The 20,582-nt window shown below is 61.5% G+C and carries 15 protein-coding genes; 7 read left to right on the top strand and 8 right to left on the bottom strand.

Going from position 1 to position 20,582, the window contains the following annotated elements; translation table 11 throughout:
• Nucleotides 1-49 precede the first annotated feature (49 nt).
• A complete protein-coding gene (gene hrcA, locus VVD49_RS20350) occupies nucleotides 50-1,078 on the bottom strand; it encodes a heat-inducible transcriptional repressor HrcA (protein ID WP_327601065.1) in 1,029 nt (342 codons plus the stop codon).
• A 148-nt stretch (nucleotides 1,079-1,226) separates the two neighbouring features.
• On the opposite strand from hrcA, the gene VVD49_RS20345 reads away from it, so the two are divergent.
• Together VVD49_RS20345 and recN are read left to right on the top strand one after the other, a co-directional pair.
• Nucleotides 1,227-2,135 (top strand): NAD kinase, encoded by a 909-nt coding sequence (locus VVD49_RS20345; protein WP_327601064.1) that lies wholly within the window; start codon nucleotides 1,227-1,229, stop codon nucleotides 2,133-2,135.
• Nucleotides 2,136-2,257: 122 nt separating this feature from the next.
• On the top strand, nucleotides 2,258-3,913 hold the full coding sequence (gene recN, locus VVD49_RS20340; RefSeq protein WP_327601063.1) for a DNA repair protein RecN: 1,656 nt from the start codon (nucleotides 2,258-2,260) through the stop codon (nucleotides 3,911-3,913).
• An 84-nt stretch (nucleotides 3,914-3,997) separates the two neighbouring features.
• Here the strand turns inward: recN and VVD49_RS20335 are convergent, their stop codons facing one another.
• Together VVD49_RS20335 and VVD49_RS20330 are read right to left on the bottom strand one after the other, a co-directional pair.
• On the bottom strand, nucleotides 3,998-4,723 hold the full coding sequence (locus VVD49_RS20335; RefSeq protein WP_327601062.1) for a PEP-CTERM sorting domain-containing protein: 726 nt from the start codon (nucleotides 4,721-4,723) through the stop codon (nucleotides 3,998-4,000).
• A gap of 563 nt (nucleotides 4,724-5,286) precedes the next feature.
• Nucleotides 5,287-6,846 (bottom strand): alkaline phosphatase D family protein, encoded by a 1,560-nt coding sequence (locus tag VVD49_RS20330; RefSeq protein WP_327601061.1) that lies wholly within the window; start codon nucleotides 6,844-6,846, stop codon nucleotides 5,287-5,289.
• Between the two features lie 220 nt (nucleotides 6,847-7,066).
• Here VVD49_RS20330 and hrpA point away from each other — a divergent pair, with 220 nt between their 5' ends.
• From hrpA to VVD49_RS20305, 5 genes are all read left to right on the top strand, one after another.
• Complete coding sequence (gene hrpA, locus VVD49_RS20325; protein ID WP_327601060.1) at nucleotides 7,067-11,509, top strand: ATP-dependent RNA helicase HrpA; 4,443 nt, start codon at nucleotides 7,067-7,069, stop codon at nucleotides 11,507-11,509.
• 388 nt (nucleotides 11,510-11,897) lie between these two features.
• Nucleotides 11,898-13,946 (top strand): flagellar hook-associated protein FlgK, encoded by a 2,049-nt coding sequence (flgK, locus tag VVD49_RS20320; protein WP_327601059.1) that lies wholly within the window; start codon nucleotides 11,898-11,900, stop codon nucleotides 13,944-13,946.
• 44 nt (nucleotides 13,947-13,990) lie between these two features.
• The gene (flgL, locus tag VVD49_RS20315) at nucleotides 13,991-15,208 is read left to right on the top strand and encodes a flagellar hook-associated protein FlgL (protein WP_327601058.1); all 1,218 of its coding nucleotides are present in this window, start codon (nucleotides 13,991-13,993) and stop codon (nucleotides 15,206-15,208) included.
• 11 nt (nucleotides 15,209-15,219) lie between these two features.
• Nucleotides 15,220-15,786: a hypothetical protein gene (locus VVD49_RS20310; protein WP_327601057.1), complete on the top strand. Its 567-nt coding sequence runs from the start codon at nucleotides 15,220-15,222 to the stop codon at nucleotides 15,784-15,786.
• Between the two features lie 256 nt (nucleotides 15,787-16,042).
• Nucleotides 16,043-16,255 carry a hypothetical protein gene (locus tag VVD49_RS20305; protein WP_327601056.1) on the top strand — a complete coding sequence of 71 codons (213 nt, stop codon included), beginning with the start codon at nucleotides 16,043-16,045 and terminating at the stop codon, nucleotides 16,253-16,255.
• Between the two features lie 95 nt (nucleotides 16,256-16,350).
• On the opposite strand, the gene ureG is transcribed toward VVD49_RS20305, so the two are convergent.
• From ureG to ureC, 5 genes are all read right to left on the bottom strand, one after another.
• A complete protein-coding gene (gene ureG, locus VVD49_RS20300) occupies nucleotides 16,351-17,007 on the bottom strand; it encodes an urease accessory protein UreG (protein WP_327601055.1) in 657 nt (218 codons plus the stop codon).
• A gap of 31 nt (nucleotides 17,008-17,038) precedes the next feature.
• The gene (locus tag VVD49_RS20295; protein WP_327601054.1) at nucleotides 17,039-17,719 is read right to left on the bottom strand and encodes an urease accessory protein UreF; all 681 of its coding nucleotides are present in this window, start codon (nucleotides 17,717-17,719) and stop codon (nucleotides 17,039-17,041) included.
• A gap of 10 nt (nucleotides 17,720-17,729) precedes the next feature.
• A complete protein-coding gene (locus VVD49_RS20290; RefSeq protein ID WP_327601053.1) occupies nucleotides 17,730-18,197 on the bottom strand; it encodes an OsmC family protein in 468 nt (155 codons plus the stop codon).
• Nucleotides 18,190-18,690 (bottom strand): urease accessory protein UreE, encoded by a 501-nt coding sequence (gene ureE, locus VVD49_RS20285; RefSeq protein ID WP_327601052.1) that lies wholly within the window; start codon nucleotides 18,688-18,690, stop codon nucleotides 18,190-18,192. Before ureE ends, VVD49_RS20290 begins: the two co-directional genes overlap by 8 nt.
• Nucleotides 18,691-18,792: 102 nt before the next feature.
• Nucleotides 18,793-20,493: an urease subunit alpha gene (gene ureC / locus VVD49_RS20280; protein WP_327601051.1), complete on the bottom strand. Its 1,701-nt coding sequence runs from the start codon at nucleotides 20,491-20,493 to the stop codon at nucleotides 18,793-18,795.
• Nucleotides 20,494-20,582 lie beyond the last annotated feature (89 nt).

Raw genomic sequence — 20,582 nt, 5'->3', positions numbered from 1 at the left:
TGGCTTGCGGCAGTGGCATGCCGGGGCGGCAGCCGTCCTGGCGTTCGGTTCAGGCGTTATTTGACAGCGCGCCGCTCAGCAACTTGGCCGTGATGTCCACGATGGGAATGACGCGCTCATAGGCCATGCGGGTCGGGCCGATAACGCCGAGCGTGCCGACGATCTGGCCATCGACTTCGTAAGGCGCGGTCACGACACTGCATTCGTCGAGCGAATTGATACCGGACTCGCCACCGATGAAGATCTGCACGCCCTCGGCGCGGTGTGACTGATCAAGCAGTTGCAGCAGGCCGGACTTCTGCTCGAACAGCCTGAACAGCTCGCGCATGCGGCCCATATTGGAAGAGAGGTCGTTCACCTCGAGCAGCTTGCGCTCGCCAGACAGCACGTACGCGCCGGTGTTCTCTTCGAGGGCTTCGCTGCCGGCGTTGATGGTCGCGGTCATCAATTCGGCCATGTCTGCGCGCAGTTGAACGAGGTCGTCGCGCAGGTGCCCGAGCATGTCGCTGAAGCCAAGGCCGGCGCAATGGTGGTTGAGGTAGTTGGCTGCCGTCACCAGTTCGGCAGGCGAATAGGCTCGTTGCGTATGCACGATGCGGTTCTGCACATCGCCCGACAGTGTCACGATGATCAGCAGTACGCGCGTCTCAGAGAGGCTGACGAACTCGATCTGGCGAACCTTGTCGGCCTCTTTGCGCGGCGCGACGACGACGCCGGCGAACTGCGTCAGCTCCGACAGGAGCTGCGACGCAGCAGAGATGACGCGCTTGGGCTCGTGCGGTACGAAATGGCTCTTGAGCTCGCGCACCTCGTCCTGTTCCAGTGGTTTGACCGTCAGCAATGTGTCGACGAAGAGTCTGTAGCCCAATGGCGTCGGGATGCGCCCCGCCGAGGTGTGAGGGCTGGTGATGAGCCCGAGCTCTTCCAGGTCGGCCATGACGTTGCGGATCGTCGCGGGCGACAACTCCAGCCCGGACTGGCGCGACAGCGCACGCGACCCGACGGGCTGGCCCTCGCTGATATAGCGCTCAACGAGAGTCTTCATCAGGATGCGGGCGCGCTGGTCAAGCTGGTTCATCTGAGGGGTCCGGGTGAGCGTAGGCCGATTTTATGTGAGTTTGCAGGGGCCGCACAGCGCGGTCGATTGACGGTTGTCGATGCGCTGGGCTTTTCATTATCAGTCTTTTGGCGGTGGACAGCGCTGAAGCATGTGGTTAAATCCGGGAATGGAAAAAGAGTCATTAAGCGAGTCTGCGTGCGATTTCCGCACCGTTGCGCTCGTCGGCAAGTACCAGAGTGCCAGCGTGGCCGAAGCGCTCGGGCGTCTGTCTGCCTTCCTGCAGACTCGTGGCGTCAGCGTTCTGGTTGATGAAGACACCTCGCGCGTCGTCGGCGGCGTCGGCGGTGCACGAGCCGTGACGTTCGAGCAGATCGCCGAAAAGGCGGATCTCGCGATCGTGCTCGGGGGCGACGGCACCTTGCTGGCAGCGGCGCGTCGGCTGGCCGTCAATACCGTGCCTTTGCTGGGAATCAACCAGGGGCGCCTGGGTTTCCTGACGGATATCGGCCGCGACGAAATGCTGGAGCGCGTGGGCGAAATTCTCGACGGGCAGTATCTGCGTGAACGCCGTGCATTGCTCGAGGCCGAAGTCTTGCGCGATGGCGTACCGGTGTTCACTTCCCTGGCCCTGAACGACGTTGTGGCCAGCCGCGGTGAAATCGGCCGCATGATCGAGTTCGAACTCACCGTCGACGGCGAATACATCTACTCGCAGCGCTCGGACGGTGTCATCGTGGCCACACCTACCGGCTCGACTGCCTACGCGCTGTCGGCCAACGGCCCCATCCTGCATCCGCGTCTGGCTGGCATGGTGCTGGTGCCACTGTCGCCACACGGCCTGACCTACCGCCCCATCGCCCTGTCGCACGATAGTGTTGTGGACATCCGTATTGTCGCGCCGCATGACGCACGCATCCACTACGACGGCCAGACCTTGTTCGATGCGCACGGCGGCGATTGTGTGCGCGTGCGTCGCTCCGATCAGTCCGTGACCCTGTTGCATCCACCGGGCTACAGCTACTTCGCCGTATTGCGTGAAAAGCTGCATTGGAGTTCCACGCCGCGCCTGTCCTGAGCCTGCCGAAGGGCTTCTCCTGAATGCTGGAGTTCCTCCGAGCGAGGCGAACGCTCCGGTGTCGTCTTGCGGGTCAGCCCGCTACGTTAGAATGAGCGCCTGCTCGAACTCACGATCACTCCATGCTGCGTCGCCTACTCATCTCCGATTTCGTCCTCGTCGATCGTCTCGAACTTGATTTCCGCACAGGCTTCGGTGCGCTGACTGGCGAGACGGGCGCGGGCAAATCCATCCTGCTCGACGCCTTGTCGCTTCTGCTGGGCGAGCGCGCCGATGCCGGCGTCGTGCGCACGGGTTGTGACAAGGCTGATCTTGCTGCCGAATTCGAGCTCGCCACCGATTCACCTGTCGGCCCCTGGCTGACGAGCCAGGATCTCGAGGCAGGAGACGATGGCCTGCTCGTGCGTCGTGTTGTCGACAGCGGTGGCCGTTCGCGCGCCTACATCAATGGCATGCCCGCGACCGCGACACAGTTGCGCGAGCTGGGCGAGTTCCTCGCCGACATCCACGGGCAACATGCGCATCAAGCCTTGCTGCGGCCGGATGCACAACGCACGCTGCTGGACGATCATGCCGGTCTCGGTGTGCTGGCGAAAGAGGTCGGCAGACTCTGGCGCGAGCTGGTTGCTGCGCGCAAGGCACGCGAAGAGGCACAGCAACAGCAAGCCGGGCTGGCGCGCGAGCAGGAGATGCTCAGCTTCCAGGTGCAGGAACTCGAAGGCCTCAACTTCGGCGCCGGCGAATGGGAGCCCCTCAATCAGGAGCATGCCCGCCTGACTCATGCGGCCAGTCTGCTCGAAGGGGTGGGCACGGCACTTGAAGCTGTCAGCGAGGGTGATCAACCGCTCGCAGCGCAGACCGAACGCCTGGTCGTCCGACTATTCGAACTTGCAGAGTTTGATCCCGCGCTCAAGGACATCGCCGAACTATTGAGCGAAGCCTCCATCCGCATGGACGAGGCCGGCCACGCGCTCAAACGCTATCAGGATCGTGTCGACCTCGACCCCGAACGTCTCGCCCAGCTGGATCAGCGCATTGCCGACGTCATGCAGGTGACGCGCAAGTACCGTGTCCAGCCGGAAGACTTGCCAGGCCTCCTCGCCGAGAGCCTAGCCCGTCTCGACAGCCTTACGGCCATGGGTGATCCAGCCCTCCTGGCTGAGCGCGAGCGGGTTGCTGAGGCAGCATTCCGCAAATCCGCCGACCAGCTTTCCAGCAAACGCGCTGCCGCTGCGAAGAAACTCAGTGTAGGCGTCACCGAGGCCATGCAGGAACTCGCCATGGCAGGCGGCCGCTTCGAGATCGCGCTGCAAGCGGAAGAGGAGGGCAGCGCACACGGGCTGGAAAAGATCGAGTTCCAGGTCGCTGCCAATCCCAGCCAGCCCCTGCGGCCACTCGCCAAGGTTGCATCCGGCGGCGAACTGTCGCGTATCGGCCTGTCGATCCAGGTCATCGCCAGCGCCTCACAAGCCGTGCCCACCCTTATCTTCGACGAGGTGGATGTCGGCATCGGCGGCAGCGTCGCAGAAATCGTCGGCCGTCGCCTGCGCGAGCTCGGCAGCATTCGCCAGGTGCTATGCGTGACCCACTTGCCGCAAGTTGCCGCACAGGCGAACTGGCAATGGAAAGTCGCCAAGGAAAACCGCGACGGACAAACCTACTCGCGCTTGGTGGATCTCGACCAGGACGGTCGTATCGAGGAAATCGCCCGCATGCTGGGCGGCGTGAACATCACCGAGACCACGCGAAGTCATGCAGCGGAGTTGTTGGGCGTCTAGCCGTCAAAGCAATTCAGTAGAGCCCAATGAAAAGCGCCCATCCTTTGCAGGATGGGCGCTTTGCTTTGCGGTAAGGTGTATTGCTTAGGCCTTGGTACGACGACGTGCGATTACACCGATCATGCCCAGGCCTGCCAGCAGCATGGCGTAGGTGCTGGCTTCCGGCACAGCGGTTACCTGAATATTGTCAAAGAATTGCTGACCCTTGATCGAGTAGATCTTGACTGTGTCCGCTTCAATACCAGCCAGAGATGTGACGGTCCACGCATCGCCGACAGCAATGGTCGTTGCAGTGCCAATCACCGTGTTACTCCATGAGCCAACTTGAACGCCGTCTTTCCACAGGGTAATGACTGCATTCTGGCCTGCGGTCGCATTGCCATTGGTCTTGCCAGCAATAGTTGTAATGGAGTCAAGCGAGAAGTACTTGCTGCCACCCGTCACTGCGGTATCCAGACTGAAACTTGCTGTAACACCGGCGTTCTTTACCAGACCCATGAACGAGCCGTAAACGGAGTTGGTGACAGTGCCGCCGTTCAGCAGATTAGCCACAATGGCGTTGCCAGGGACTTTCGCTTCCATTGCAACGTCATCCCAAACTTGAATGCCGTTCGAACTAGGGCCTGTCCAGATAAATGGGTCGGTCGCCAAGGTTTCCATAAACAAAGGATTGTTGTCGTTCGACTTCAACAGGCCTCCATCCGCCAAAAGGCCAAACTCAAAGTTCGACACGTACGTGTCGGCTTGTGCCGCGCCAACCGAAGCAGCAGCGATTGCAACGGCTGCTACCATTTTCTTCATATGAATCATGTCAACTCTCCACATAGGTTTATTTTTTTTCACCCGGGGAACTAAATCACGTTCCCGCGCATGAGGTTATCCGAAAACGTCAAATCCCGTGACCGGATAGTGAATCTTTCATGACCTCCGGCTTGTGCCTCCACCGAGTGGCCCTCCCTCAAGAATCTGATGTCGACTCCGCTGGAGTTGGAAGCAATTAGCAAGCCATATTGCTATATCACTGATTTTTATAGTGAGTAAGTTTTACCGATTGTTGATGTTGTCAAATTCATCGACATTGTTTATGTGACTGGTCTCAATTTTGTTCTATCTGATGAAATTTGTTGTGTAACAGATAGATACAAATTCTCGTCATTGAGGCATTGCGTAGGCGGTCAGGTAAGGAAAAGACAGCCGGGTCGTAAAGCTGAGGGGGCGCAGGAGAGATGAATCTGCTTGAGTTGGCAAACGTGTCCGGGGTGGTGCTTTGGAAAGCAAAGCGCCCCCGGCTGCGACCTTGACCACCAGCCCTGCCCATGTTTGCAGGAGCAATCTCGGAAGGCGCTGTGCTTATCCGAGCGGCCCGTGTGGATCTAGGCTCTGTGGAGCTCGGGTTTGCCGTGTTCGACGACGAATTGCGCGAGGGTTTCGATGCCTGAGTCGGGCTGCGTGACGTCGCTGACCGCGCGCAAGGTGGTGGTGAGCTGCCTGGGTGAGAGTTCGACGACGCCGTAGCCGCGTTTGTAGCCGTCACCGAAGATGAAGTGCGGGTTCTGTTCGACGCGCTTGGGTATGTGCTCGGCGTTGCTGCTATTGGAGCTGATGCTGGTGCCGGTGAATTCGACGCCGATGTTGGCGCTGTCGGACTTGTTGTAGTCGGCCTTGATGTGTCCGACCCAGTTGGAGTGCACGTCGCCACCGAGGACAACAGGGTTGGGTGTGCGCGTGCTCTGCAGCGTGTCGATGATGCGCTGGCGCGTGCCGGGGTAGCCGTCCCAGGCGTCGTTGCTGACAGTGGGATTCTTGCCGCGGTTGATGGTCTGGCCGAAGCGTGTTTCCTGCACGATGACTGTCCAGCGCGGCGCGCGCTCGGCACTGTTCTTGAGGCCATCCGCGAGCCAGCGTTCTTGCTCGAAGCCAAGCATGCTGCGCTCTGGCGCATTGAGTTCGGCACAGGTGTCGAGGCGCACGCTGGCGCCGCCCTTGCTGTCAGAACAGGCTTGGGGAGTGCGGTACTGGCGTGTGTCGAGGATGTGGAAGTCGACGAGCTTGCCGAAGCTTGCGCGGCCATAGATGCGTGTCTCCGCGCCTTGATTGCGTCCGCCGACGAGACCGTCAAGCGCTCGCGTGAGCACGCTGGCGCGTAGCGGCTGGTTTTCGTAGAAAGCCTGGTACGCCGCCGCGCGCTGGGCTGCGAAGTCGCCGCTGACGCCGGGACCGTTCAGGCCGGCGTAGTCGTTGATGACCTCGTGATCGTCCCAGGTGAACAGCCAGGGGCATTGCGCGTGCATGCCTTGCAGGTTCGGGTCGCTCTTGTAGAGCGCGTAGCGATCGCGATAGCCCGCAATGTCCTTCGGCTTGGCGAGGTCGTGCGAGCGTATGTCGTTCTTACCCTTTGCATATTCGTAGATGTAGTCGCCGACGAAGAAGACTGCGTCGAGCTGCTCGGCCTGCATGTGGCGCCAGGCTGCGTAGTAGCCATGCTCCCAGCGCTGGCAGGAGGCGTAGGCGAGGCGCATCTTGTCGGCGACGATTCCCGGCGCCGCGAAGGTGCGCGTGCGGCCGACCGGACTGGTGTTACCCAGCGCGTTGAAGCGGTAGAAATACCAGCGGTCTGGCTGCAGGTTTTCGACTTCTACGTGGACCGAGTAGCCGAGCAGGGGCAGGGCGGGTGCGCTGCCTTTCTGCACGATGCGCTTGAAATGCTCGTCGTCGGCAATTTCCCAATACACGGCGATGGGTTTGTTGTCGAAGCCATTTCCGGACGAGAGCAGGCGGGTCCAGAGTACGACGCCGTCGTGGCGCGGCGAGCCGCTGGCGATGCCGAGCGCGAAGGGGTTGTCTGCAAGTGATGTGGCACCGAGCAGGCTGCGTGGCAGGCTTTGTGCGAGGGCTGCAGCGGAGGCGAGTTTGAGGAGTTCGCGGCGGTTCATGGTCTTGTGGCGGCTGCGTCAGGTGGTGGATTGTGGCATGTGGGCGGATGCGCCGAGATGAGGGCTGACCTCAAGGGCTGCGGTTGTCCTTATCCGCGATTTCCCCCTCTCCCGGCCCTGACGGGCCACCCTCTCCCTCAGGGCGAGGGGACGGCAACGTGGCTTTGGTCGATTGGTCCTATTGCACATTGCGAAGGGCTGGCGTGACTTGTCACGTAAAATGGCGCGCTTTGCTTTGCGTTCATCTTCAGTGGCTTCCTTGCTCGACCTTCTTCTCTCCAAAGACCGACCCGCCTTGCGTCGTGCATTGCGGGCCTTGCCCGCGCCCATCGAACGCCTCGATGCCTTGCCCGATGGTTTGCGTGAGAAGTTCGAGCGCAGCATTGCGACGCGCGCCAAGCGTCGCGAAGGTTTGCCTAAGCCAACGTTTCCGGATGACTTGCCGGTCAATCAGCGGCGCGACGAGATTGCTCTGGCGATTCGTGATCATCAGGTAGTCATCATCTGTGGCGAGACCGGCTCTGGCAAGACGACACAGATTCCCAAGATATGCCTTGAGCTGGGCCGTGGCGAAGCGGGGCTGATCGGCCACACGCAGCCGCGCCGTATTGCCGCGCGCGCCACAGCTGCGCGTATCGCCGAGGAACTGGGGAGCGAGCTTGGCAGCACGGTTGGCTACAAGATCCGCTTCACCGACCAGACGAAGCCTGAGAGTTACATCAAGCTCATGACCGACGGCATCCTGCTCGCGGAGACGCAGGGCGATCCGTTGCTGTCGGCGTATGACACGCTGATCATCGACGAGGCGCATGAGCGCAGCCTCAATATCGATTTCCTGTTGGGCTATCTGAGCACCTTGCTGCAGAAGCGGCGTGACATGAAGCTGATCGTGACGTCGGCGACGCTGGATGCGGAGCGCTTTGCGAATCACTTCGCCATCAATGGCAAGCCGGCGCCAGTGATCGAGGTGTCGGGGCGTTTGTATCCGATCGAGGTGCGCTATCGGCCCATCGAAGACGAAGTGCGGCCAGGCTTCGTGGCGCAACAGACTCAGCGTGAGCGCGAGCTGGCCGCGCAACGTGCGGCGCGGCGGCAGGACAAGGACCTGTACGAGGCCATCGTCGATGCTGTCGACGAGTTGCAGCGTGAAGGCCCGGGCGATGTGCTGGTCTTCCTGCCGGGCGAGCGTGAGATTCGTGAAGCGGCGGAAGCACTGCGCAAGCACCATGCGCCCGGCACCGAAATACTGACCCTCTTCGCGCGCCAGTCCGCGCAGGAGCAGCAGCGTGTGTTTGGCCGCTCGAATGGCCGACGTGTCGTGCTGTCGACCAACGTTGCCGAGACTTCGTTGACCGTGCCGGGCATCCGCTACGTGGTGGATGCCGGTCTCGCGCGCATGAACCGCTATTCCGTGCGTAACAAGGTCGAGCTGCTGCAGGTCGAGAAGATCGCGCAGAGCGCGGCCAAGCAGCGAGCGGGGCGTTGCGGCCGCGTGCAGGATGGCATCTGCATACGCCTTTACGATGAAGAGGATTTCAACAAGCGCCTCGCGCACACCGAGCCGGAGATCCTGCGTTCATCGCTGGCTGGCGTCATCCTGCGCATGAAGTCGCTGCATCTCGGCGCAGTGGAAGCGTTTCCGTTCATCGATGCGCCGACACCGCGTGCGATTGGCGACGGCTACCAGTTGCTCAACGAACTAGGCGCGGTCGATGACGACAATGAACTGACGCCGATCGGCAAGGAGCTGGCCAAGCTGCCGCTCGACCCGAAAATCGGCCGCATGCTACTGGCGGCGCGTGATCGCGGTTGCCTCGATGAAGTGCTGGTCATCGCCGCCGCGCTATCGACGCAAGACCCGCGTGATCGGCCGCCGGAGCAGACGGGCACGGCGGATCAGGCGCATGCGAAGTTCCGCATGCCGCGCAGCGACAAGCCGGAGCAGTTCGGCGAAGACAAGAACGAGGCGCGCTCGGAATTCCTCTGGTATGTGAATCTGTGGAACGTCGCGGACGAAGTCTGGAAGCACGAGGGCTCGTCGAAGCAGAAGGCCTGGTGCAAGCAGAACTTCCTGTCCTGGTTGCGCATGCGCGAGTGGCGCGATGTGCATGGGCAGCTGCATTCACTGTGCGCCGAGCATGGCTGGTTACGTGCCGAAGTGAGTGACAAATCCGTCATTTCAGCGAGCTCTGATAAGCGAGCGGGCACCCAGCGTCGTTCGGGGCAAGAGGCAAAGACACTGGATTCCCGCTCAGTATCCACAACTCGCGGGAACGACGGCGGTGGAGCGAAGAACGTCCCACATCATGCGCTTGCCGCTGCAGCGAGCAAGGCGAAGACCAATGAAGCCGAGCGTCAGTACGAGGCCATCCACAAGGCGCTGTTGACGGGTTTGCTGGGCCACATCGGCGTGAAGCAGGAAGAAACGGTAGGGCAGAACGCAGGCGCTTATCTCGGCGCGCGTGCCATCCGCTTCTGGCCGCACCCGAGTTCTTATCTGGCGAAGAAGGCTGGCAAGTGGCTGATGGCGGCCGAGTTGATCGACACCTCGCGCCTGTATGCACGCTGCATCGCGCGTATCGAACCGGAGTGGATCGAGGAAGTCGGCGGGCATCTCGTGAAGAAGCAGGTATACGAGCCGCACTGGGAGAAGAAGCATGGCGCGGTGCGCGCCTACGAGCGCGGCGTGCTGTACGGGCTCACGCTGTATGCGCGGCGTCCGGTGGCGTACTCGGATATCGATCCGGCAATGTGCCGCGAGATCTTCATCCGCGAGGCGCTGGTGGAGGGAGATCTGGAAGATGCACATGCGAAGGCGATGCCCTTCTTCCAGCACAACGAACGCCTGATGACGGAGATCGAGCGGCTGGAGCACAAGATGCGTCGCCCGGACTTGCTGGTCGACAAGTCGCTGATCGAGGCTTTCTACGACGCGCAGATTCCGGCCGAGGTGACCGATGTGCGCAGCTTTGAGGTCTGGCGCAAGAAGGCCGAGCGTGAGCAGCCGCGCTTGCTGCATCTCGAGCGCGAACAGTTGATGCGCCACGAGGCGGCCGGCGTGACCAGCGACAACTTCCCGGCGTCGCTGACGGTGCTTGGGCAGAAGCTCAAGCTGACTTACGTGCACGAGCCGCGCGACCCCGAAGATGGCGTCACGCTGACCGTGCCGCTGGCGATGCTCAACCAGGTGCCAATCAACCGCTGCGAGTGGCTGGTGCCCGGCTTGCTGGAAGAGAAGGTGGTCGGCTTGATGAAGACGGTGCCGCCGAAGCATCGCCACCGTCTGCAGCCGATCAGCGAGAGCGGGCGCGAATTCATGGTGGCGTTCAACGAGAAGAAATTCGTTACCGATGAACCCTTGCTGCGTGGCTTGCAGACATTTGTTGAGGAGCGTGTGCAACTCAAGTTGCCGCTGGAGAGCTTCCGCGCGGAGAACCTGAACCCGCATTGCTTCATGAACTTCCGCGTGATCGATGAGCATGGCCGCGTGCTGGGGCAGTCGCGCAACCTGATGGATCTGCGCCTGCGCTTCAAGGATCAGGTGCTGGCGGCGTTCAGGGCAGGGCAGGTGGAGGGTTCGCTGGGGGCGCAGTTGGCGGGGTTGAGCATCAAGCCTGCTGCCGCGAAGTCTGAGACTGAACGCGGCTTTTCCCCTCTCCCGGCGCAAAGCGCCACCCTCCCCCTGGGGGGAGGGAACGGCAATGTGCGGGCCAGCGTTGAAAGCAAGGCGCTCGCTCAGCAGTCCCCTCTCCCTGAGGGAGAGGGTGGCCCGTTGGGCCGGGAGAGGGGGGGATCGTCGCAAACAGCGGTGCTTGAAAAGCTCACCACCTGGTCCTTCGGCGAACTCCCCGAACTGCTCGAAGTGAAGGTCGGCAGTCGCACGCTGATCGGCTTCCCGGCGCTGCATGACGATGGCAACTCAGTGAGCCTGCGACCCTTCGACACGGAAGAGGAGGCGACGCGCATGCATCGCAAGGGGCTGGCGCGGCTGTTTGCGCTGACGCTCAAGGATCAGGTGAAGAACATCGAGCGCCTGCCGGGCTTGCGCGATCTCGCGCTGAAGTTCCTGCCCTTCGGCAACGAGGCGGATCTGAAGGCTCAACTGGTCGAAGCCACGCTGACGCGTACATGTCTGCTGCCGCCGTGGCCAACCGATGCGGAGTCGTTCGCAAAGCGCACGCTGGAGGCCAAGCCGCGTATCTCGCTGGTAGCGCAGGAGTTGATGCGTCTGGTCGGCAGCTTGCTTACCGAGCATGCGGCCGTGACGAAGAAGCTTGTGGGCCTGAAGAACGCGGCTGACCTGACGGCAGATATCCAGGCCCAGCTCGAGCGCTTGATGCCGAAGGATTTCCTGATGGCGAATCCGTATGAGCGCATTGCGCATTTCCCGCGTTACCTGAAGGCGGCGGCGACGCGCGTCGACAAGTGGCGCAATGACCCGGCGCGTGATGCGCAGTTGATCGGCGAGTGGCGCTCGGTCGCGACGCCGTTCGAGCGTGAGCATCTGGCCAAGCTGAAAGCGAATGTCGTCGATCCGCAGCTGGAGGAATTCCGCTGGCAACTCGAGGAGTTGCGCGTGAGTCTGTTCGCGCAGGAGCTGAAGACGCCGGTGCCGGTCAGCGCGAAGCGCTTGCAGAAAGTCTGGGCGGGGCGGCCGCGGTAGGGTGGCCCGACAAAACGGGCTGCGGCCATGGCTGGGCGTCGTTGGCTCGCTCGCCGTGCTCAAGCTGCTTTGTGCGAGCCGCCCTGCCAGTCGCACCCTCGCCGCGTTTTTTCAGGCCTTCCGAGGCAGATATTTTTGAAGCGAATCAGGTCCGGGCAGCCTTTCGCCCCCCACGCAGATAGTCAGGAGCTGCGATCCGCGTATTCAATCTCCACCTGGCTTGACCGGCCACCGATTGCCGGTTCTGGCGGCAAATCTTGCCGCTTCACCATTTACGGCAAGCCCAGTAAACACGGGCCTCTCCGGCCAAAGCCGCGCCCCTGTTGCATCTCGCCCAACTGGCAAAGGTCTTGCTATCTCCTGACCAGACAGTTGAGGAGTTCGCCCCATGAGCCTGATGAGTATCAGCCTGACAGCCCTGAATGCCGCACAGGCAGGGCTGACGACGACTGGCCATAACATCGCGAACTCGTCGACCGATGGCTACAACCGCCAGCGCGTCATCCAGTCAGCACAGACAGGTCTGTTCACGGGCGCGGGCTTTTTCGGCCAAGGCGCAAAGGTGGATGCGGTCCAGCGCATCTACAGTCAGTTCCAGGCGGCGCAGGTGATGTCTGCGAGCACGGCGAAGGCCGAGTTCTCGACCTACAACACCGAGATCAAGCAGATCGACAATCTGCTGGCCGACGATACGGTTGGTCTCTCGCCAGCCATCGACAACTTCTTCAAGGGCCTGCAGGAGCTGTCGACCAATCCGTCCAGCATTCCCTCGCGCCAGTCCTTGCTGTCGTCGAGCCAGTCGCTGGTCGAACGTTTTCATGCGTTGAGCCAGCGCCTGACGGAGATTCGCAGTGGCGTGAAAGCCCAGCTGTCGGAGTCCGCCCAGACGGTGACTTCGCTGGCCAAGCAGGTGGCCGAGTTGAACTACCGCATCGGCATCACCGAAAGCGGCGGTGCTGGCTTGCCGGCGAATGACCTGCACGATCTGCGCGACCAGTTGATCAGCAAGATCAACGAGCAGGTGCGCGTGACGGCGTCGGCGCAGTCCGACGGCCAGATCAATCTGTTCTTCGGCTCCGGCCAGCCCCTGGTTGTCGGGCAGACTGCCTATGGCCTGACGGTGGGGCAGTCCCCAACCAATCCCGAAGAGCAGGCGATCTTCTCGACTGTCGGCTCGTCCAGCATCCTGATCTCGGACAACCTCATCAGCGGCGGCGTGATGGGCGGCTTGATCCGCTTCCGTGATGAAGCCCTGAACGTGGCGCAGAACGAGCTGGGCAAGCTGGCCGTGACGATCACGAAGAACATGAACGACCAGCACGCGCTGGGGCAGGATCTCGACGGCAGCCTCGGCGGGCTGTACTTCAAGAATCTGACGCCGGACGTCAAACAATTGTCGTCCACGGCTGCAGTATCGGTGACGGCGTCATACACACAGGCCGAAGACCTGAAGAGCGAGGACTACACCTTGAGCTACTTCACGGCCACCGGCTACACGCTGCGTCGCAACTCCGATGGCATGACGGTCTATACCGGGGCGACGCCACCGGATGGCACGACGACCGACCCGACTAATGCCGACAAGACCCTGCGCTATGGTTTTTCACTGACCATGGGCAGCACGCCGACCGATGGCGACACCTTCCTGATCCAGCCGACGCGCAAGGCGGCGGAGAGCATGCAGATGGCCATCCAGGACACGCGCAAGGTTGCCGCAGCTGCACCGTTCGCGCTGGCGGCCGAAACGAGCAACACGGGTACGGCAAAGATCGGTGGCGGTCAGGTCGTGTCGCTGACCGGCTTCGACACTGCCGTCGTGGATGGCAAGCCGGACTTCGGCACGGTCACCGTGACTTACAACGCGACGACCAAGACCTTTTCCGCAGTCAATGCGGCTGGCGCGGCCGTGACGCTGAATGTGCGCAGCGGCGTCAATACGCTGGACCCTGCCGACCCTGGCACCCCGCAAGGCACGCTGACGGCCAACAACTCCTATGACCCGGCCATCGACGGTGCGGGCAAGACCTTCGAAATCGGTTCGCCGGCCATGTCTTTCACGATCAGTGGCGACCCGGCGAATGGCGACGTATTCCGCATCACGACGAATCCTCTGGGCACGTCGGACAATCGCAATGCACTGGCGCTTGGCGCTTTGCAGAACGCCAAGACCATGCTCAATGGTGGCGCGAGCTACGGTTACGCGTACTCACAACTGGTCAGCGACGTGGGTACCAAATCGCGCGATGCAGAGGTAGGCGTGACCGCACAGGAAGGCCTGTATGACCAGGCCATCGCGAGTCAGCAAAGCATCTCGGGTGTGAACCTCGACGAAGAGGCGGCGAACCTGATCCGGTACCAGCAGGCGTACCAGGCGGCGGCCCGCGCCATGAACATCGCAAAGAGCCTGTTCGACGAAGTGTTGTCGATCGCTCGATAAGTTTCAGCCAGTAGTCGTTAGCAGCAAGGCAAGAAAGGCACGTCATGAGAATCAGCACCGCGCAAATCTACGACACCAACGTTGGCAACATCACGCGCCAACAGTCCGATCTGCTCAAGCTGCAGAACCAGTTGTCGACGGGTAAGCGGGTCGTCACGCCAAGTGATGATCCGATCGCTGCCGCGCGCGCGCTGGAAGTCTCGCAGTCTGCGCAGCAGGTGCAATTGCAAAAGGAAGCGCAAGGCACTGCCAATGACAAGCTGAGCTCGCTGGACAGCAGGCTGGGTTCCATCAGCGATCTGTTCGCTTATGTGCATGAACGGGCCATCCAGGCCGGCAGCGCCACGCTCAACCAGTCCGACCGCGACTCCATTGCGGCTGACATGCAGGCCCAGTTCGACAGCTTGATGTCGATGGCCAACGCGACCGATGAAAACGGCGAGTACATGTTCTCGGGCTACAAGGGAGACGTGCAGCCATTCACAGGATCGCTCACGGGCGTCAGCTACGCAGGCGACCAGGGGCAACGCACGGTGCATGTCTCCAGCTCGCGCAATATTCCGGTGAGTCTGAGTGGCGACGAGTTGCTGATGCGCATCCGCACCTCGGGTCAAAGCTTCAACGCCCAACCCTCTATCGGCAATACCGGTACGGGCACCGTATCGTCTTCGACGGTGGTGGGTACCTACGCTGGTGGCCAGTACGGCATCCGTTTCACGTCGGCGACGACTTACGATGTTTTCGATCGCGCAGCGGACCCGGCTATGACCGGCGCGGCCATGGCCAGCGGAACCTACACTGCAGGCGCGCCGATCAATCTGCCGCCAGCCCCAGCCACTGCCGAAATCCAGGTCACGCTGAATGGCGCACCAGCGACCAATGACAGCTTCGCGGTGAATCCAAGCGCCGGCACGACCGACGCCTTCACCATGATTTCGGACTTCATCACGAACCTGCGCACGGGGGGCAGCGGCCCAGCGTATTACGCGGCCATCCAGGACACCATGTCCCTCGCAGACAGCGCACAGGAGAACGTACTGCGGCTGCGTGCGCAAACCGGCTCGCATCAACTCGAGCTGGACTCTCTCGGCAGCGTAGCCGACGACCTCTCCCTGCAATATGCAGACCGCACGCAGCGCCTGATCGGCGTGGATTACGCGAGTGCCATCTCCGACTTCCAGCTGCAGAACACCTTCCTGGAAGCCTCGCGCAACACCTTCGTCAAGACGACCAACCTGAGCCTGTTCAGCTTCCTGTCATGAGGATTGCCGCGATGTTCAAAGCATGCACTTCAGCGCTCGTCATCGTCAGTCTCTTGTCGGGCTGCGCCGCGCTCGATTCCAATGGGAAACTCTCGACCTCGCTGGCGAAGCGCGGGTTCGATCATCCCGAATACAACGGCAGCTTCCTGCCTGAAGGCTCGTTCCACCTTTCGCCTACTTACAGCATCACCTACGCCGATGCGATGCTGATTGCAGGCGCGCTGGTCCTTGTCTATTTCGTGGTCGACCCGCTGTCTCCCTCCTGGGAGATCAAGGAAACGCGCATGCCGGACAACCGCGTGTTGTACTCGATGCGCATGCAGTACTTCCACCTTGGTGGTGATGGTGAGGCCTACCAGGTGCTTGAGCGTCGCGCGACAGCCTATGCGCAAGAGCAGGGCGTGGCGAAGTACGAGATCAGGCGCTTCCGCGAGTCGATCGACTCGCGCATGATCTTTCCGCGGCGCACGGCCGAGGCGGAGCTGGTGCTGATCCCGCCAGCGCCCCCCGAAATCAAGCCGGTCGACATGCGGCCACCGCTGGCGGCGCTCGGCGTTTCATTGCAGCCGATCCGCTAAGGGACTGCTCTCCAGATGGAGCCTGAAGCCATCCGGCCCCGTATCTACGGGCCTGGGATGGGTTTTTTGCTTGCAAGTACGTCGTTCCCGCCGTACTGCAGTGACAAATGTGAAATTCATCACCAAGTGCCAAAATCACGCCTTGCATGGGGGGACGTGATCCGCTGAAGTGTAGTCAAGCAGGGTGAGCACGCGACCGTTCGGATTGGTCGAGGTCAAGGCCCGGAATTCTTGTCGAGACTAGCGGGAGGTTTTCATGTTTGAACGTCGTCAGCGTGCTACTGAATCACTCAACTTCACCCAGCTTCAGCGCCGCCTCAAGGCCGACGAAGCGCTGCCGCAGTTGCCGGGCCTGGCTGCGCAGTTGATGGCTTGCAATACGGAAATGAAACGTCAGCGCGTCGAGAACATCGAACCGACTGACGAGATGAACATCTGGGTCGACGCGGACGACGACCTGGACGACTGAGTCGGGCCGCACCCGTAGATTGGCAGGTCGGAAAGCAAAGCGCCTTCCGACAGAAATCACGGCGGCCCCTGCAGGCAGGTCGTGATAGATGCAGATCAGCCCTGCATCAAGCCTTGCTTCTCGATGAAGCCGATGATGTCCGCCAGACCCTGACCGGTTTTCAGGTTGCTGAAGACGAAGGGCTTCGCGCCGCGCATCTTCTTCGCATCACGATCCATCACTTCCAGCGACGCGCCCACCAGCGGCGCCAGGTCGATCTTGTTGATCACCAGCAGATCGCTCTTCGTAATGCCAGGCCCGCCCTTCCGCGGAATCTTGTCGCCGGCGGATACGTCGATCACATACAGCGTCAGGTCCGACAACTCCGGTGAGAATGTCGCCGCCAGATTGTCGCCACCGGACTCCACGAAAATGATCTCCAGCCCCGGAAACGCGCGATTAAGGCGATCGACCGCTTCCAGATTGATCGACGCATCCTCGCGGATCGCCGTGTGCGGGCAGCCGCCTGTTTCCACGCCGAGAATGCGGTCCGGAGCCAGCGCTTCATTGCGCACGAGGAACTGTGCGTCCTCCGCCGTGTAGATGTCGTTGGTCACGACGGCGATGTTGTACTTGTCGCGCAGCGCGAGGCACAACGCCAGCGTGAGGGCCGTCTTGCCCGAGCCGACCGGACCGCCGATGCCGACGCGCAGCGGGCCTTTGGTGCTTGCTACGGAGGCTTTGGGTGTTGCGATGGCTTCTGTGGTGCTCATGGTGTCCTCTGATTCAATTTGCCGTTCCGGTTCAAGACCGGAACAGTCGCGTGTATTGGGTTTCGTGCAGGCTGCTCGCCAGCGTCATGCCGGGCGTGAAGTTTTCCCAGTCGTTGTTTTCGGCGCGTCTGATGGCGTGGTTGGCGAGTTCCGGTAAATCGACTGCCAGCGCAGCCAGCATGCGCTGGCCCGCAGTCTGGCCCAGCGGTACCAGCTTCACCGCTGCCATCACCTGATTCTCCAGCCAGGCCCACAGGTAGCTGGTGGCGGCGTCATGTTCATCGAGTTGCCATGTTGCTGCCGCGGCGGCCCAGGCCGTCGGAAAAGCGATTTCGTTCATCTCGCTGAGTGCTTCGCGATAGCTGGCTGGCATGTCATCCAGATCGCGCAGCAGGCGGGCCAGCGAGTAGCCCATCTGCAAGGACTCTGCACGAATCTCGGAAGTCTCGCGCGTGGCGATGAACTCGGCGTTGAGGCGTTTGATCTCAGCCTTGTCCTCGCTCGACCACGCTCGCATCAGGGCAATCAGCGCAGGCGCTTCACAGCGCGCCAGTGCGAAATGCAGCGCGTCGCTGATCCATTGCTTTGCAGCGGCCTCCGTCGTAATGGCACCGCTCTCGACCGCCCATTCCAAGCCTTGCGAATAGGAGAAGGCGCCGACGGGTAAGGCTGGACTGGCGAGATGGAGGAGGCGGATGAGTGAGGGATTCACGTGAGGATTTTCAATCGAATTCGGGCAGGCACTGAATCTGGCTACGCACGGAGTTGGCGATGAAACATGATTCGTGCGCAGCGTGATGAAGGGTGGCAACAGCGTCACTGTCGGGGCGTTCGCCAGCAAAGCGGACACGGGGCCGAAGCGTCACGATGCTTATGAACATCTTCCCATTCTCGTTTTTTGACATCGAACCGATGGCATTGTCCTCGTAGGTATCGACAACATGTCCTTGTGCGGCAGCCAACGAGAGAAAGAACAACATGTGGCAGCTCGATAGCGATGCCACGAAAGCTTCTTCGGGATCGACTGCATGCTCGTCAGAAAAGGGAAGTGGCACAACGTGAGGTGACGACGACGCTGGTACTTCAATGCCTCCGTCAAATAGCCAACTATGTGCACGGTTATATCGCTTGTCCGTGAAGGCCTCGTCTGCAGCGCGCTCCCAAAGGATGCGTGCGCGATAGTCACCCATGCGCCCCACCCATCACATGAATCTTCGCTTCCGTAGCACCACGCTCGGAGTGGTGATGGCCCGGTGCGTACGCGCCAGCCTCCGGTTCGAACGGAGCCGAGAGCTTGCGCACCTGTGCGCCGAGGCCGACCAGCATCGTCTCCAGCACGTGGTCAGCCTGGATGCGGATCCAGTCCGATTGTGCATCGCTGCCGACCTCAACCGCCACGTGGCGATTGCCAAGGTGATACGCCGCACGTGTCAGTTCGCGGGCGTTGTTGCTGCGTGCTTCGAGCAGCTCTTCGGGGGCCGAGACGACGGCGATGATTCGGCCATCGGCGCCCCGCAATTTGTCGCCGCCACGCAGGATCGTGCCGCGCGGCAGGAACAGGCCGACTTCTTCGCCGGATGCGAGCGTGGTGCGCAGGCGGCTCTTGGTGCGGGCGTCGAAGTCGAGGATGAGTTGTTCGGTGGCGCTGGCATCGCCGGTGTAGAGGGTTTCGATCAGGAGCATCTAGTGCAAAGCCTATTTTCAGATCGTCATTCCGGCGAAGGCCGGAATCCAGTGCGTGGGTACGATCTGGATCCCGGCCTTCGCCGGGATGACGACAAGGGGTTAGAACAGGAAGTAGCGCTGTGCCATCGGAAGACTTGTCGCAGGCTCACACGTCAGCAATTCACCATCCGCCCGAACCTGGTAGTTCTCCGGATCGACTTCGATATTTCCGTGCCAGCCGTTGTGCACCATGTCGGTCTTCTGCACGCCGCGAATGTTCTTCACGGCTTCGAGCGGTTTCTGCAGGCCAAGTCCTGTAAGCGTGCCCTTGTCGAGCGAAGCTTGCGAGACGAAGGTCAGTGAAGTCTTGAGGCCGCCGGCGAAGGCGCCGAACATCGGACGGTAGTGCACCGGCTGTGGCGTCGGGATGGAGGCGTTGGCGTCACCCATCGCTGCGGCGGCGATCATGCCGCCCTTGAGGATGGTGGTGGGCTTCACGCCGAAGAAAGCCGGGCGCCATAGAACGAGGTCGGCGAGCTTGCCGACTTCGACCGAGCCGACGATGTGGCCGATGCCGTGGGCAATCGCCGGGTTGATGGTGTATTTCGCGATGTAGCGCTTGGCGCGGAAATTGTTGTTGCGCGCGTTGTCTTCCTTCAACGAACCCCGTTGCTGATGCATCTTGTGCGCGGTCTGCCAGGTGCGAATGATGACTTCGCCGACGCGGCCCATGGCCTGCGAGTCGGATGAGAACATCGACAGCGCGCCGATGTCGTGCAGGATGTCTTCGGCGGCAATCGTCTCGCGACGAATGCGCGATTCAGCAAAGGCCACGTCCTCGGCGATGCTCGGGTCGAGGTGGTGGCAGACCATCAGCATGTCCAGATGCTCGTCGATGGTATTGACCGTGTAGGGCCGTGTCGGATTGGTGGAGGAGGGCAGCACGTTCTTCATGCCGGCCAGCTTGACGATGTCCGGCGCGTGCCCGCCGCCCGCGCCTTCGGTGTGGAAGGTGTGGATGGTGCGGCCCTTGAAGGCTGCGGCCGTATCTTCGACGAAGCCGGATTCGTTGAGCGTGTCGGAGTGGATGGCGACCTGGATGTCCATCTCTTCGGCGACGCTCAGGCAGTTGTCGATGGCGGCGGGCGTGGTGCCCCAGTCCTCATGCAGTTTCAAACCAATCACGCCGGCATCGACCTGTTCGCGCAGTGGGTCGGGCAGGCTGACGTTGCCCTTGCCGAGGAAGCCGAGGTTCATCGGGAAGGCGTCTGCCGCGCTGAGCATGCTCTTGATGTGCCATGGACCCGGCGTGCAGGTCGTGGCGTAAGTGCCCGTGGCGGGGCCGGTGCCGCCACCGATCATGGTGGTCACGCCGCTCATTAATGCTTCTTCGATCTGCTGCGGGCAGATGAAGTGGATGTGCGTGTCGATGCCGCCAGCGGTGATGATCATGCCTTCGCCGGCGATGACTTCCGTCGCAGCGCCGATGGCGATGGTGACGTTAGGCTGCACGTCCGGATTACCGGCTTTGCCGATGCCGGAGATGAAGCCGCCCTTGATGCCGATGTCGGCCTTGACGATGCCCCAGTGATCAATGATCAGCGCGTTGGTGATGACCGTGTCGGCGACTTCCGCGGCGACGCGCTGGCTCTGGCCCATGCCGTCACGGATGACCTTGCCGCCGCCGAATTTCACTTCTTCACCGTAGAGCGTGAAGTCCTTTTCAACTTCGACGATGAGGTCGGTGTCGGCGAGGCGCACGCGGTCGCCGGTGGTGGGGCCGAACATTTCCGCGTAGGCGCGGCGGGAGATATTGCTCATGAGTGAATCCTCAATCTATCCGTCATTCCCGCGAAAGCGGGAGTCCACTTGTTTGGGACGAATTTCCGGGCTCGTGGATTCCCGCGATT

The organism is Uliginosibacterium silvisoli, from assembly GCF_036017035.1.
Lineage (GTDB): Bacteria > Pseudomonadota > Gammaproteobacteria > Burkholderiales > Rhodocyclaceae > Viridibacterium > Viridibacterium silvisoli.
This window is presented reverse-complemented; position numbering and strand designations above follow the sequence as displayed.